Consider the following 14,440-nt stretch of genomic DNA (forward strand, 5'->3'; position numbering starts at 1 on the left):
CTTCTGCAAGCCCCTCCCCGACTTCCTTCCCAAAAAAGAAGACAATATTGATACACAAAGCAAGTAAACACTATTTATCTTTGTATTGATGAACGTCCAGAATCTTCTACAGCGAGCGCTGGCTTACGAATTCCTATCCATTGACGAAGGTGTGTTTTTATTCCATAATGCAGCTACTGCCGACCTCATGTACGCCGCTAACGAACTTCGCAAACAGCAAGTCCCCCACGGAAAGGTTACCTGGCAAATAGACCGGAATGTAAACACTACCAATGTTTGCATTGCTAACTGCAAGTTTTGCAACTTCTTTCGCCGGCCCGGACATGAAGACAGCTACATTACGGATATAGAAACTTACAAGCAAAAAATTGAAGAAACGTTTAAGTTTGGCGGCGATCAATTGTTGCTTCAGGGCGGACATCATCCGGATCTGGGCCTCAAATTTTACGTCGACCTATTTAAGCAACTTAAAGAACTATATCCAACTTTAAAACTCCATTCTTTAGGTCCTCCCGAAATTGCTCACATAGCAAAACTTGAAGGACTAAGTCATACGGAAGTATTAAAATCACTAGTAGCTGCCGGCCTCGATTCTTTACCCGGAGCCGGAGCAGAAATTCTTAACGACAGGGTTCGAAGGCTGATCTCCAAAGGCAAATGCGGTGGTCAAGAATGGCTGGATGTGATGCGGGCCTGCCATCAGTTGAACATCCCCACCTCCGCTACGATGATGTTTGGGCATGTGGAAACAATTGAAGAGCGTTTTGAGCATCTTGTTTGGATTCGCCAGGTTCAATCTGAAAAGCCTGAGGGAGCTTATGGATTTATCGCATTCATTCCCTGGCCTTTTCAGGACGATGGTACGCTTCTGAAACGTGTCAGAGGAATTACCAACGAGGTTACAGCGGATGAATATATCCGGATGATAGCCCTTAGCAGGATCATGCTTCCAAACATAAAGAATATCCAGGCATCGTGGTTAACAGTAGGGAAACAGGTGGCTCAGATCTGCCTGCATGCCGGCGCAAACGACTTTGGATCGATCATGCTCGAAGAAAATGTGGTAAGCGCTGCCGGTGCGCCTCACCGATTTACATCTGACGGCATTCAGCAGTCTATCCGTGAAGCCGGGTTTGAGCCTCAATTAAGAACACAGAAATACGAATTCAGAGAAATGCCTTCGCAACTGGTGCAGCAAACGATCAATTATTAATCATTTTAGATTATGAGTTTTAGGTAAAATTCCTTAGAATTACCTATGCCATTACATGCACTTATCGTAGACGATGAAGAATACAGCAGGAAATCGCTTTACTTTTTATTACAGGAGAACTGTCCTGAGATAACCATTGGAGGCATTGCCGGATCGGTAGCTGAAGCCCGGAAAATCATTGAAGAAAATTCATTTGATCTGGTTTTTCTTGATATCGCCATGCCCAAGGAGAATGGTTTTGAATTGCTTCCGGTAATTGAAAAGCACAACATACTCGTAGTCTTTATTACTGCATTTGATCAGTACGCGCTTAAAGCACTTAAAGCCAGCGCAGTAGACTACTTATTAAAACCCATTGACATCGTTGAGCTTAAAGTGGCCGTGCAGAAATCGATCGCCCGTAAAGAAGCGATGAAATCTTCTGACGAGCTAATAAATCCATCCTTAAACACCCTTAGCGAAAACCTTAACAACCGGAATAAAATTGATAAAATCACACTACCTCATACACACGGGTTTCATATTATCGACACAAGTAATATTTTCTATATAGAAGCCGACAGCAATTATTCGGTGTTTCATTTACGTGACGGAGGCAAGCTGGTAATTTCCAAGCCGTTGAAAGAGTTTGAAGATATATTGGATACTGCCGATTTTGCCCGTATTCACAAGTCGGCTATCATTAACCTTAATTATGTTGTTAGTTATTCAAACAAACATGGCCTCGAAGTGATTCTCGAAAACAATATTACGCTACCCGTATCCAGACGACGTTCTGCCGAATTCCAGGAAAGGGTACGCGAGTATTTGCAGAAAAAAACAAGTAAGAATTGAAAAAGAGCCTTTACATCTTCATATTCTTCATAAGCTGCCTCGGTAGCCCTGGCAGCCTCGCTGCGCAAACGTTAAACTTCAGGAATTATACTGTTAATAACGGATTGGCTAACTCCACCGTTTATTATATTCATCAGGACTCGAAAGGCTTCATTTGGTTTGCAACAGAAACCGGCGTAAACAGATATGATGGACAAAACTTCCAGACGTTCACCATGGATGATGGGCTATCAGACAATGAGGTACTTCAAATCAGGGAAGATTCTAAGGGAAGGATCTGGTTCTTAACGTTAAACGGAAAGCTGAGCTATTATCTTAACAATAAGTTTCACAATACCGAAAATACAGCTGTATTACAAAAAGCGTTTTGCAAAGCGAGTTTTGTTTCCTTCTTCGAAGATTCAAAACACCGGCTTTGGTTCTCCACAAACCAACGGGAAGTGGTTATGATTGACGGCGAGGACGTGGAAATTTTCTCTTCCGACAGGCAATACCTCACCACATCCTTTATCGCCGAGAACAAGCGGTCTGAAATACTAATTCTGAACCGTAGCAATATCTATAAATATAACAATCAAAATTTCACCCGGTTACATTCAGAACATTATCCTCTTTCGGCAAAAGCCTGTTTTTACGACCCAAAAACTAAAACCTTATCGTTTATATCGAAAGCTGGGTTTGTAGAAAACAACGGAGAAAACTGGGTTCTTAAACGGAAGGTTCCGGAAGAAATAATGAGAAATGGAATTAGTAATTTCTTTTTCGATAACGATAAAAATACCTGGATTAACACCGTCGGAAACGGTGTTTACATTGTAAGCGATTCGTCCAACACAGCTTCGCAGCACCTTTTGCCTGGAAAATATATTACCCATGGCCTTTTAGACATCGATGGAAACATTTGGATTTCTACCATCGGAAATGGTGTTTATATGCTGCCCGAGCTGGCGAGAAAAATGCAGCATTACACGGTAAGCAACGGACTGAGCGACAACTCTATCTATAGCCTGGTAAAGACCCCGGACGAAAGACTGGTTCTCGGTTTAAAGAATGGCAACCTAAATATCATTAAGGGAAACGAGATACTTTTAAAACCTCTAAAAAACGCCGAATCCTCTTATAATCCAATAAAAAAACTGTTCTATGATCAGCAAAACCAATCGATATGGTTTGCGTCAAACAACACATTAGGAGAAATCAAATCAGACAACAAAACCATCAGATACCTAAGGGAAAGGGACAATTTGATGTATGCTCTCAAGTCATTCAGTATAAGCAAAAGCGGAAAACTTGCCATTGCACTTGCCGCCGGGGTGGATATTCTGGAGAACAAAAATGCTGAGCTTATTTTCGAAAGCCCCAATCTTAGCAATCCATCTTTACATTTTCCTTCGAGAGCCTACACAGTTTTTTACGATTCGGCCGAGAGATTATGGTTTTCTAACATTAATGGCCTGCAGTACCAGTATAGAAACAAGCTTACAAAGCTATATCAAAACGATAATCAACTCAAACAAAGAATAACAGACATCACCGAGCTCCCGGATAAGACCATAGCGTGTGCCAGTTATGGGTTCGGGGTTTTCATTTTGAAAGACTCAAAATTGGTGAGAACGGTTACCACAAAAGACGGGCTGGGCAGTAATATTTGTAAAAAGGTTTTTTATGCCGACGGTTACTTGTGGGTTATCACCGGAAAGGGAATAAGCAAGGTCTCAAAAGATTTAAAGGCAATAGACAATTATCATAAAGAGAATGGGCTTCTATCAAACGAGATTAATGATGCACTTACAGATAAAGGATCAATATACGTAGCTTCTAACGGCGGACTGTCAATTTTCGGGGTGCATATGAAAGCGCGAAAAAAGAAAGCAATTCCCCTGAATTTAAACTACATCCTTATCAATAATGAAATAATTGATCTTGCGGAAAAAACAGAACTCAACTACAGGTCGAACAATCTAACCGTCAATTTTATAGGTATAGATTTTAACAACCCCGACCAAATTATTTATGAATACAGATTGAAGGATGACCTGCCATGGACCCTCACAACTAATAACACCATTGAGTTTGGCTCGCTTGAATCAGGCGAATATCATTTGCAAATAAGGGCAAAAGGAATAAATAGTGGCTGGAGCAAGCCCATTTTGTTCGATTTTGTAATTAAACCTCCTATCTGGAAGACCCCCTGGTTTATTTTTCTGGCAATTATCATTCTCGGCCCCGCACTGTTTTTTTTGATCAATACTTTCTACAAGCGGAAGCGAATTAAAGAGCGGGAGAGATTACTTGCCAAGACCAAAATCATCGCTTTGGAACAACAAGCTCTTCAGGCCATGATGAATCCACATTTCATTTTTAATGTAATGAATTCGATTCAACATTTCATCAATACTAAAGATACCGTAATGGCGAATCAGTTACTTACCGGCTTTGCAAGACTGATTCGTAAAAACCTCGAGATTTGCAATAAAAGCTATATATCACTTGAAGAAGAACTATCCTATCTAAGCCTTTATCTTGCGCTCGAGAAGCTACGGTTTGGTAACAAGTTGAAGTATGTGATCGACACCGACCCAGAAATAGATAGAGAGGAAACGTTTATTCCTTCTATGTTACTTCAGCCATTCGTCGAAAATGCCATTTGGCACGGCATAATGCCGAAAGAAACCGAGGGTAATATATGGATTGTGATAAAACAGCCCGAGCCTAATCTGCTGCATATCTGCATCGAGGATGACGGAATAGGGATAGATAATTCATATAAGTTGAAAACAAACGACCATATCAGCCGCGGAATGGAGCTCACGCAGGAGCGCATTAATTTATTGAACAAGTTCGATGCTCCTATTCAGCTGGATGTCCAGCAAGTAGAAAAATCAGGCACCAGAGTTACTATTTTGATAGCAATTTAACCGTTAACTCAATAAGGCCTACCGATAACTCAATACTTTTTAACAGAACCCAAACTATATCTATTATTGTATTAGATATCATTGCGAATCTATTTTAAGGTAAACTTTTTAAAAATATTATTATCTAAGTGTGTGTTTAGCGGCTGGAACTTCCCAAAAGTTTCACCGCTTTTTTGTTTTATACCCTTCTCTAAACTTCGTTTTTATTAAATTTGCGCTTCTTGGAAAATCTGGAATTATACATAGAAGCGCTAATCTTTGCATCTTCGCAAAGTATATCTGTATCAGAAATACAGCTGGTATTGAATGCGGCTAATGAACAGCCTGGCTCCGAAGAACTGATACTCAGACATATCGAGCAAATAAAAGAGAAATATAGCAATCCAGAGTTTGCCATTGAACTTACCGAACTGAATGAGGGATATCAATTCCTGACCAAAAAGGCATATTATCCCGTTATCAATCAGTTACAGATTCAACGCTCCAAGAAAAAGCTGAGTCAGGCGGCCATAGAAACTTTGGCGATAATAGCCTACAGACAACCCATTACCAAACTTGAAATAGAGCAGATACGCGGAGTGAATTGCGATTATACCATCCAGAAACTTCTCGACAAAGAACTTATCGTGATTTCGGGAAAAGCCGAATCCGTCGGAAAACCGCTCCTGTACAGTACAAGCTCCTTGTTTATGGATTATTTTGGAATAAAAAACAGCACCGAACTACCGCAAATAAATGATTTTCAAGCCAATACAAACGAAATAGGGGAAAAGCAAGATTAATTTTAATTGAAAGGAAATATTACAATACTTTTGAAAATCTTATTATTTTTATAGTACGCAATAATCAACAAACGATGAAAACGCCAAAGAAAAAGTTCGATACCGATAGCGCTAAACACTCTAACGACCCAATTGCGGACAAGCGTCCGCTGGCTGATGAAGATGATGATTTTGACACATCCTTAGATGATTTATCTGGCTTTGAGGACCTGGATTCCTTAGATGACGACGACGATGATTATTAACATTAATTAACTTTAAGTGGAAGCATTCAGCCTACTGAATGCTTTTTTTATATCAAGCCAATTGCAAATGGGAGTTACTGAAGTAAAAGACAAGAAAGACGTTAAAGAATTTTTAGACCTGGCCAGAGAAATCTATAAGAACGACCCTGTTTGGGTATGCCCCTTAGATAAAGACATTGAAAAGGTATTCGATCCCCGCCAGAATAATTTTCATCAACATGGCAGCATTACCCGCTGGATTGCGAAAGACGATGAAGGAAAAACAATCGGTCGGATAGCAGCCTTTGTGAATGATAAAAAAGCACACACCTTTCCGCAGCCTACTGGCGGGGTTGGCTTTTTCGAATGCATTGACGACCAATCTGTTGCTTTTACACTTTTCGACACAGCTCAAAACTGGTTGAAAGCACGCGGAATGGAGGCAATGGATGGGCCCATAAATTTCGGCGAAAATGACACCTTCTGGGGATTGCTGATAGAAGGGTTTACTCACCCCTCTTACGGGATGAATTATAATCCCCCATATTACAAGGCGCTCTTTGAGTCCTATGGATTTATGCCCCAATACGAACAAATAACAAATCATCTACAGGTGAACAAGCCCTTCCCCGAGCGATTCACAAAAATTGCAGAATGGGTTTCTAAAAAACCAGGATATACATTTAAGCATTTCGAGAGCAAAAAAATACATCAATTTGCTTCTGATCTTCTCGAAGTTTATAATGATGCTTGGAGCGACTTTCCAAACTTTGTGCCGATGGATAAAGCAACTGTTTTCGAGAGCTTCAAAAAAATGAAGGCCATTATGGATGAGAAACTTATCTGGTTTGCCTATGTAGAGGACGAACCTGCGGCTTTTATTGTTATGCTTCCGGATGCAAATCAAATCATCAAACCATTAAAAGGAAAACTCGGCCTGACTGAGAAGCTAAAATTTCTTTATTATCGATGGAAAGGAGTTACAAGAATACGTGCAGTAGTAATGGGCACGAAAAAAGCATATCAGAAACATGGACTCGAATCAGCCCTGTTCATTAAACTTAAGGAGTATGTGCTTCCGTTAAATCGATACGAAGAGTGCGAATTATCCTGGGTAGGAGATTTTAACGATAAGATGCTTGCAATTCACGAAGCTACCGGAGCTGCTTTTGCGAAAAAGCATGTAACTATGAGGAAGATGTTCAATTAAAATGAGGCTGTCTCTGCGGGGAGACAGCTCATTTTTATGCCATTACTTTGGAACGTCTTAATTCTTCGAAAAGATTGATAATTTTTTTTTGCAAATCAATCACTTCTGTTTCACGTTCCTGCAGCTTTTTAGTCATAGTTTCCAATTCAGAAATATATTTTTCCTGCTGCTCGGTATCGTTGTATGTAAGTAATTGTACCACTGTCATATCAAATAACTTTGATATCTGTTCCAATCTTGATAGATTAATATCCGTAATTCCTGTTTCAATTTTAGAGAAAGCAGGAATCGATATATCTAACCTTTTCGCCACATCCTCCTGGCTCCATCCTTTTTGATGCCTTAGAAGTCTAATCTTTTTACCTAATGTTTTCATTTACCCTTAAAGTTTAAGTTCCTATGTTGTTAAAGCTTTATTCGCGAGCATGTTTAGATCTACACCTCCGAAATCACCCGAACTCATAAGAAGCAAGTTTTTACTCTTATAATTAATATAACTCAAAAATTCGACCAATATTTCTGAATTGTTGAAAAAAATTAACTTATCGTTATCAAAGGCCTCTATAACTTGGTTTTCGTCGTAAGGCACCATATTTTTCTGTTCAAATGTGCGTCTGTTTATGAATACAACGGCTGTATCCGCATTATCCATGCAACCTTTATATTCGCTCAGAAATTCCTTGTTTAAACTGCTAAATGTATGCAACTCCATGACGGCGACAAGCTCCCGATCCGGATATTGCTGTTTAACAGCATTTAGGGTAGCCCGCAATTTAGAAGGAGAATGTGCAAAATCTTTGTAAACGGCGGTATAGTCATTTTTACCTAATAGTTCCAATCGTTTTGCTGCACCTTTAAAGGTTCGAATAGCGCCGTTAAAAGATACATCACTAATACCCAAAGCATTACATACGCCCCTTGCAGCCTCTAGATTCTGCAGATTGTGATCTCCGAACACCATTAGCGGAATCGATTGACCTCCGACCTCCAGATAAGTTATACCATCTTTAGTAAAATTAGGACTGGTCTGATAAGGAGTTTTAATGATAGATTCAGTCGAAGATTCAACAAGATCCCTGACCACGGAATCCTCGGTGTTGTAAATAATAGTTCCGCCAGTTTCAATCGTCTTAAGAAAAATTTTAAACTGCTCTATATATGATTCAAATGTTGGAAACACATTAATATGATCCCAGGCAATCCCACTTATAACCCCGATATTAGCACGATATAAATGAAATTTAGGTCGGCGATCAATTGGCGAAGCCAGATATTCATCACCTTCTATCACCATTACGGGAGCATCCGAAATCTTCACCATAGTGTCGAATCCTTCCAGTTGAGCACCTACCAAATAGTCAAATTCTGTATTGCAGGCATTTAATACATGCAAAATCATAGAGGTAATGGTGGTTTTACCGTGACTACCTCCAATAACTACCCTGATTTTCTCCTTCGACTGCTCATAGATATACTCAGGATAAGAATACACTTTCAAGCCCAGTTCCTGCGCTTTTACCAGCTCAGGATTATCCGCACGGGCATGCATCCCTAAAATAACCGCGTCAATATCCGCAGTGATATTCTCTGGAAACCAGCCCATCTGTTCAGGCAGAATTTTATGCCGGGCCAGGCGGGTTCTGGAGGGCTCATAAATAGCGTCATCCGAACCAGTTACTATATGTCCTTTCAGTGATAGTGCAATGGCCATATTATGCATCGCACTGCCGCCAATAGCAATTAAATGTAAACGCATTAAGTTTAACTAGTAATAAATCTTATCAAAGTTAATAAGATACAGAAAAAAGGAATTTCTTTTACGTTTGTTTTAAAAATTTTACCGCACACCAATCATCTAATGTTTTATGCTTAACATATAACATTTTCAACTTGTTCATTTCGGGTGATAAAATTTCCAAATCGGCTTCGTAAAAACCGCTTAAATAAATTTGACCTCCAGGGACTAAAACCTCTGCATATTTCCCCATTTGATCAAGAAGAATGTTTCGGTTGATATTGGCAAGGATGATATCATACTGCTTATCCGGTATGATTTCTTTAGAACCACACAAAACCTCGTCGAATGGAGTGTTGTTTAAACGAGAGTTTTCAAGAATACTGTCGTAACAAACAGGATCGTAATCGATGGCTGTGATATTTTTTGCCCCACGCTTAGCTGCCAGTATTGCCAGAATACCTGTGCCTGCTCCCATATCCAGAATTCGCTTAGCGGCAAAATCTTCCTCAAGGATAAATTCCATCATCATGGTGGTAGTTTGATGATGTCCTGTTCCAAACGCCATTTTGGGATCAACTACAATTTCAAGAGGATATTGAACCTTTGGCTCATGAAAGGTAGCGCGAACGTAACATTTATCCTTTATTATAAGGGGTTCGAAGTTACTTTCCCATACCTCGTTCCAGTTTTTTTGTGGCACTTCAGTTTTTTCCCAGGTAAAGGAAAAAACGTCCTGGTAGGTGTTAAGAGCGTGAAGAAAAACATTTTCATCAAATGAATCTGCAGGGATGTAAGCGTTAAACCCTGCAGACGTTTCCTCAAAGGTATCGAAACCTGCCTCGCCCAAAGCGTTAATAAGCAGGTCTCTCTGATACTCTTCTTCTGAGTTTATTGTAAAAGCAACTTCGAAATAGTTCAAGTACTAGGAATTAAAAGCTTTAACAATGTCAGTGAAATCTCTTGACTTTAATGAAGCACCCCCTATTAAGCCGCCATCAATGTCCGGCTGAGCAAACAGTTCGGCCGCGTTTTTAGGATTACAGCTTCCGCCGTATAAGATAGTAGTATTGTCAGCTGTCTGCACACCGTATCTGACAGCAATCTCCTTACGGATAAAGGCGTGGATCTCCTGTGCCTGATCTGATGTGGCAGTAACACCGGTTCCTATCGCCCAAACCGGCTCGTATGCGATGACAATTTTGGCAAATTCTTCTGCTGACAAATGGAACACACCTTCTGATAACTGATTTTTGATCAGATCAAAATGGATATTTTGGTTGCGCTCTTCTAAAGTTTCACCGATGCAAAAAACAGGCTTCAAACCCGCTTTAAGAGCAGCATCAACCTTTGCGGCCAGTGTTTGATTTGTTTCTCCGAAGTACTGACGTCGTTCTGAATGACCCAGGATCACATAAGCTGCGCCAACAGAACCAAGCATATTTGCGGATATCTCTCCGGTAAAAGCGCCAGACTCGGCCTGGTGACAGTTTTGCGCCCCAATGCTTACACGCGAGCTATTTTTTGCAAGTTGCGCCAGACTGTGTATATAAACATACGGAGGGCAAACAATTACTTCCTGATCTCCTTTTGCTTCGTCGGCTACCATGTTTAAAACTTCAGAAAACAAGGTTAATCCCGAAGTGTAATCCATATTCATTTTCCAGTTACCGGCAACTATTTTTTTTCTCATTATATCGTTTTAAAAATTTCTATATGATTTTGTTAATTCAAAAACATGACTTAGTAAACTTCGTTCCATGTCGTCAAACACCCTTTCACGACGTTCGTAGACCTTTTCGGCAGTTTCAAATACTTTATTGAGGGCGTACAGCTCGAAGCCCTGTGCCCCGCCCCAGGCAAAATCGGGGATAAAATTTCGTGGGTATCCTGAGCCAAAAACGTTGGCACTTACACCCACTACCGTACCGGTATTGAACATGGTATTGATTCCACATTTCGCGTGATCAGCCATAACAAGTCCGCAAAACTGCATCCCGGTTTTACGGAAATTCTTTTTGTTATAGTCCCAGAGCTTTACTTCGGCGTAGTTATTCTTTAAATTCGAATTGTTGCTGTCGGCGCCGATGTTACACCACTCGCCTAATACAGCGTGCCCTAAAAACCCTTCGTGGCCTTTTGATGAGTAACTATGAATCACTGAATTATTTATCTCCCCTCCGACCCGGCAATAGGGACCAATGGTGGTCATACCATAAATCTTTGCTCCCATTTTTACCTGAGAATTATTGCAGAGGGCAAAGGAGCCACGTATATGCGTACCTTCCCACACTTCAGAATTAGCGCCTAGGTAAATCGGGCCGGCTTTAGTATTGAAGGTTGAGCATTCTGCAGATGCACCATCCTCTGCGAAAATATCATCGCCTAATATTATGTTGCTGCTGCCTAACGGTGAGGAAGTGCGACCGGTGGTAAGTAATGTGAAATCGCTTTTGAGCTCTGCATCATTTAGCCTGAAGATATCTTCCGGGTATACTATCCTGTTAAATTCATATTGAAATTCGACTTTTCGATAAGCGGAAATATCGGAAAGAAGCGCCTTAGCATCGCCGTTTCCTTTTAGAGCAATAACGACATTACCATTAATTAAAACATCCCCTTCTTCCAGCTTATTGACTGCGTCAAGCAAAGCCGGATTAGGGCATACAGAACCATTTATCACGAGCCCGCTTGCAAATGCAGCGCCTGGAAATTTTTCCTGTAAATAATCTGTAGTAAGAAATGATGTGGCCGTTTTGAAATGCTTTGCCCATTTTTCGGCTATAGTAAGAATACCAATCCTTAGATCAGCTACTGGTCGCGTAAAGGTAAGAGGGAATAATGATTCCCGGGCAGAATCATCGAAAAGAATGATACTCATGCGGGCAAAAATAAAAAAAGTCCCGGCGTATACCGGGACTTTGGATTTATTTTGGATTAAATTTATTTTTTGTTGTAGCGAGAACGGAACTTATCGATACGTCCGGCTGTATCTACCAGCTTCATTTTACCGGTATAGAACGGATGAGATGTGTGAGAAATCTCTAATTTGATTAGAGGATATTCATTACCATCTTCGTATTTGATAGTTTCTTTTGATTCTATGCAAGATTTGGTTAGGAAAGAATAGTCGTTAGACATATCTTTAAAAACTACCAATCTATAATTTTTTGGATGCAAATCAGCCTTCATGGTTCATTCCTTTTTAAGAGGTGCAAATATAAGTACAAATAGCTTAGTAATCAAAATAGAATTCAAATAATTTCCTGACAGAGCTCAATAAGCACTCCCGATGCATCTTTAGGATGAACGAAGCAGATTAATTTATTGTCAGCGCCTCTTCTGGGCACATCAGACAGCAGTGTAAAACCCTCATTTTTTAACCGTTTCATTTCGTCATAAATGTTATCGACAGCAAAGGCAATATGATGTATGCCTTCACCTTTTTTCTCAATAAACCTGGCTATCGGACTATCCGCCGCAGTGGCCTCCAGTAACTCGATTTTGTCCTCGCCTGCTTTGAAAAATTCTGTTATCACCCCCTCTGCGCTTACCTCTTCCTGTTTATAACTCGGCACACCCAAAATTTTTTCGTAAAGTACTGAAGAATACGAGATACTCTTAACTGCGATGCCAATATGTTCTATTTTTAACATGTCGTAACTACTAAAAAATGACTTTCTGTCTATATTAGCATAGATATTATTGATACCTGGGCTAAAAGTTTTTGCTTATCTTTGTAGATATTAAATATAGTTTTTAGATATGAATCTCCCGATATATTTAGACAACAATGCCACTACACCGATGGACCCAAGGGTACTGGAGGCAATGATACCTTATTTTACGCAAAAATTCGGTAACGCTGCCAGCAGGAATCACCCATTTGGCTGGGCGGCTGAAGAAGGAGTTGACTATGCACGTGAACAAGTTGCGAAACTCATTGGTGCAAATGAAAAGGAAATAATCTTTACGTCAGGCGCCACAGAAGCGAATAACCTTGCTTTAAAGGGCGTTTTCGAGATGTACAAAGATAAAGGCAATCACATCATTACTTGTACTACAGAGCACAAAGCAGTGCTTGATGCATGTAAACACATTGAGAAACTTGGGGCCGAGGTAACCTATCTTCAGGTAAAATCAGATGGTCTGATTGATCTTCAGGAATTAGAGAATGCGATCACCGACAAAACTATCCTTGTTGCAATTATGTATGGCAACAACGAGATTGGGGTTATCCAGCCTATCAAGGAAATATCAGCAATAGCACATAAACGCGGCGCATTATTTTTCACTGACGCAACTCAGGCAGTTGGTAAAATTCCGGTTGATGTAAATGCAGACGGAATTGACTTAATGTCTTTCTCGGCACATAAAATGTACGGCCCGAAAGGGGTTGGTGCATTATATGTACGCAGAAAAAACCCAAGGGTTAAAGTTACAGCACAAATGGACGGAGGTGGCCACGAGCGTGGAATGCGTTCGGGAACATTGAACGTACCTGGTATCGTGGGATTTGGGAAAGCATGTGAACTTTGCCAATTAGAAATGGCAGAGGAATCAAAACGTTTATCCGCTTTGCGCGATAAACTTGAGAGTTCTCTAACAACACTTGAAGAAAGCTATGTAAACGGGAATCGCGAGTACAGACTTCCACATGTGGCAAATATCTCTTTCAAATATGTTGAGGGAGAGGGTTTGATGATGGCAATGAAAGACATGGCCGTTTCATCAGGTTCTGCCTGTACATCAGCGTCTTTAGAGCCATCTTATGTATTAAAAAGTTTGGGTTTATCAGACGACTTGGCACACTCTTCGATACGTTTTGGTCTAGGAAGATTCACTACCGAAGAGGAAGTGGATTTTGCTATTGAACAAACAAAGAAAGCAGTAAATCACCTTCGCGACCTTTCTCCTTTGTGGGAAATGTTTAAAGAAGGTATTGATCTGGATAAAGTAGAGTGGGTTGAACACTAAAGAAAATACGCAAATGGTTTGATGTGCAGATATGCAAATGGAATCAGGAGTTATAACAAAATTTATAATTAAAATTTAAAGCCATGGCTTACTCAGATAAAGTTATCGATCATTATACCAACCCAAGAAACGTAGGAACGCTTGATAAAAGCAAAACAAACGTGGGTACTGGTCTGGTTGGCGCACCCGAGTGCGGAGACGTAATGCGTCTGCAAATCGAGGTTGATGCAAACAACGTAATTACTGATGCAAAATTTAAAACTTTTGGTTGTGGTTCTGCAATCGCTTCTTCATCTTTAGCTACAGAGTGGCTAAAAGGAAAAAGCATTGACGACGCAATGGCAATCGACAATATGGACATTGTTGAAGAACTAGCCCTGCCACCGGTTAAAATACATTGCTCGGTTTTAGCAGAAGATGCTATCAAAGCTGCAATTAACGATTACCGCGTTAAAAATGGCTTAGAAGCGTTAGTGGCTGAGAAATCACACCACTAAAGGTAAATCAAGAAGCAAGATTTGAGAAGCAAGATGAATCGTAAGTCTTG

Annotated in this window: 15 protein-coding genes; 8 read left to right on the forward strand and 7 right to left on the reverse strand. The window is 40.3% G+C overall.

Translation table 11 applies throughout. From position 1 onward, the window contains the following. The first annotated feature begins 88 nt into the window (after nt 1-88). The 6 genes from mqnC to J3P43_RS08760 all read left to right on the forward strand — a co-directional run bounded on the left by mqnC (nt 89) and on the right by J3P43_RS08760 (nt 7,181). Entirely contained in the window at nt 89-1,213 is a 1,125-nt protein-coding gene (mqnC, locus tag J3P43_RS08735) for a cyclic dehypoxanthinyl futalosine synthase (protein WP_255901254.1), read from the forward strand. 45 nt (nt 1,214-1,258) lie between these two features. Then, nucleotides 1,259-2,047, forward strand: a complete 789-nt coding sequence (locus J3P43_RS08740) for a LytR/AlgR family response regulator transcription factor (RefSeq protein ID WP_255901255.1) — start codon at nt 1,259-1,261, stop codon at nt 2,045-2,047. Continuing rightward, nucleotides 2,044-4,965, forward strand: a complete 2,922-nt coding sequence (locus J3P43_RS08745) for a ligand-binding sensor domain-containing protein (protein ID WP_255901257.1) — start codon at nt 2,044-2,046, stop codon at nt 4,963-4,965. The genes J3P43_RS08740 and J3P43_RS08745 overlap by 4 nt, the downstream gene beginning before the upstream one ends. Before the next feature lie 221 nt (nt 4,966-5,186). After that, entirely contained in the window at nt 5,187-5,747 is a 561-nt protein-coding gene (gene scpB, locus J3P43_RS08750) for an SMC-Scp complex subunit ScpB (RefSeq protein ID WP_255901258.1), read from the forward strand. 74 nt (nt 5,748-5,821) lie between these two features. Then, entirely contained in the window at nt 5,822-5,992 is a 171-nt protein-coding gene (locus J3P43_RS08755; RefSeq protein ID WP_255901259.1) for a hypothetical protein, read from the forward strand. A gap of 67 nt (nt 5,993-6,059) precedes the next feature. Then, the gene (locus J3P43_RS08760) at nt 6,060-7,181 is read left to right on the forward strand and encodes a GNAT family N-acetyltransferase (RefSeq protein ID WP_255902323.1); all 1,122 of its coding nucleotides are present in this window, start codon (nt 6,060-6,062) and stop codon (nt 7,179-7,181) included. Between the two features lie 34 nt (nt 7,182-7,215). On the opposite strand, the gene J3P43_RS08765 is transcribed toward J3P43_RS08760, so the two are convergent. The 7 genes from J3P43_RS08765 to mce all read right to left on the reverse strand — a co-directional run bounded on the left by J3P43_RS08765 (nt 7,216) and on the right by mce (nt 12,572). Beyond that, nucleotides 7,216-7,557 (reverse strand): helix-turn-helix domain-containing protein, encoded by a 342-nt coding sequence (locus J3P43_RS08765; protein WP_255901261.1) that lies wholly within the window; start codon nt 7,555-7,557, stop codon nt 7,216-7,218. Nucleotides 7,558-7,578: 21 nt separating this feature from the next. Then, on the reverse strand, nt 7,579-8,937 hold the full coding sequence (locus tag J3P43_RS08770; RefSeq protein ID WP_255901262.1) for a UDP-N-acetylmuramate--L-alanine ligase: 1,359 nt from the start codon (nt 8,935-8,937) through the stop codon (nt 7,579-7,581). 61 nt (nt 8,938-8,998) lie between these two features. Next, nucleotides 8,999-9,838, reverse strand: coding sequence for a 50S ribosomal protein L11 methyltransferase (gene prmA, locus J3P43_RS08775; protein WP_255901263.1), 840 nt, complete (start codon nt 9,836-9,838; stop codon nt 8,999-9,001). A 3-nt stretch (nt 9,839-9,841) separates the two neighbouring features. Further along, nucleotides 9,842-10,609, reverse strand: coding sequence for a triose-phosphate isomerase (gene tpiA / locus J3P43_RS08780; protein ID WP_255901264.1), 768 nt, complete (start codon nt 10,607-10,609; stop codon nt 9,842-9,844). 9 nt (nt 10,610-10,618) lie between these two features. Next, the gene (locus J3P43_RS08785; RefSeq protein ID WP_255901267.1) at nt 10,619-11,797 is read right to left on the reverse strand and encodes a GlmU family protein; all 1,179 of its coding nucleotides are present in this window, start codon (nt 11,795-11,797) and stop codon (nt 10,619-10,621) included. 62 nt (nt 11,798-11,859) lie between these two features. Further along, complete coding sequence (locus J3P43_RS08790; RefSeq protein WP_255901268.1) at nt 11,860-12,108, reverse strand: type B 50S ribosomal protein L31; 249 nt, start codon at nt 12,106-12,108, stop codon at nt 11,860-11,862. A 62-nt stretch (nt 12,109-12,170) separates the two neighbouring features. Next, on the reverse strand, nt 12,171-12,572 hold the full coding sequence (gene mce / locus J3P43_RS08795) for a methylmalonyl-CoA epimerase (RefSeq protein ID WP_255901269.1): 402 nt from the start codon (nt 12,570-12,572) through the stop codon (nt 12,171-12,173). 109 nt (nt 12,573-12,681) lie between these two features. Here mce and J3P43_RS08800 point away from each other — a divergent pair, with 109 nt between their 5' ends. Together J3P43_RS08800 and iscU are read left to right on the forward strand one after the other, a co-directional pair. Beyond that, nucleotides 12,682-13,893: an IscS subfamily cysteine desulfurase gene (locus J3P43_RS08800; protein WP_255901271.1), complete on the forward strand. Its 1,212-nt coding sequence runs from the start codon at nt 12,682-12,684 to the stop codon at nt 13,891-13,893. Nucleotides 13,894-13,976: 83 nt separating this feature from the next. After that, a complete protein-coding gene (iscU, locus tag J3P43_RS08805; RefSeq protein WP_255901273.1) occupies nt 13,977-14,390 on the forward strand; it encodes a Fe-S cluster assembly scaffold IscU in 414 nt (137 codons plus the stop codon). Nucleotides 14,391-14,440 lie beyond the last annotated feature (50 nt).

Source organism: Paradesertivirga mongoliensis (assembly GCF_024436395.1).
Classification (GTDB): domain Bacteria; phylum Bacteroidota; class Bacteroidia; order Sphingobacteriales; family Sphingobacteriaceae; genus Paradesertivirga; species Paradesertivirga mongoliensis.

What these genes read in the sequence shown, in the direction of transcription:
- mqnC (WP_255901254.1), top strand. Translation starts at nt 89, where the DNA reads ATGAACGTCCAGAATCTTCTACAGCGAGCGCTGGCTTACGAATTCCTA.
- J3P43_RS08740 (WP_255901255.1), top strand. Translation starts at nt 1,259, where the DNA reads ATGCCATTACATGCACTTATCGTAGACGATGAAGAATACAGCAGGAAA.
- J3P43_RS08755 (WP_255901259.1), top strand. Translation starts at nt 5,822, where the DNA reads ATGAAAACGCCAAAGAAAAAGTTCGATACCGATAGCGCTAAACACTCT.
- J3P43_RS08760 (WP_255902323.1), top strand. Translation starts at nt 6,060, where the DNA reads ATGGGAGTTACTGAAGTAAAAGACAAGAAAGACGTTAAAGAATTTTTA.
- J3P43_RS08765 (WP_255901261.1), bottom strand. Translation starts at nt 7,557, where the DNA reads ATGAAAACATTAGGTAAAAAGATTAGACTTCTAAGGCATCAAAAAGGA.
- J3P43_RS08770 (WP_255901262.1), bottom strand. Translation starts at nt 8,937, where the DNA reads ATGCGTTTACATTTAATTGCTATTGGCGGCAGTGCGATGCATAATATG.
- tpiA (WP_255901264.1), bottom strand. Translation starts at nt 10,609, where the DNA reads ATGAGAAAAAAAATAGTTGCCGGTAACTGGAAAATGAATATGGATTAC.
- J3P43_RS08785 (WP_255901267.1), bottom strand. Translation starts at nt 11,797, where the DNA reads ATGAGTATCATTCTTTTCGATGATTCTGCCCGGGAATCATTATTCCCT.
- J3P43_RS08790 (WP_255901268.1), bottom strand. Translation starts at nt 12,108, where the DNA reads ATGAAGGCTGATTTGCATCCAAAAAATTATAGATTGGTAGTTTTTAAA.
- mce (WP_255901269.1), bottom strand. Translation starts at nt 12,572, where the DNA reads ATGTTAAAAATAGAACATATTGGCATCGCAGTTAAGAGTATCTCGTAT.
- J3P43_RS08800 (WP_255901271.1), top strand. Translation starts at nt 12,682, where the DNA reads ATGAATCTCCCGATATATTTAGACAACAATGCCACTACACCGATGGAC.
- iscU (WP_255901273.1), top strand. Translation starts at nt 13,977, where the DNA reads ATGGCTTACTCAGATAAAGTTATCGATCATTATACCAACCCAAGAAAC.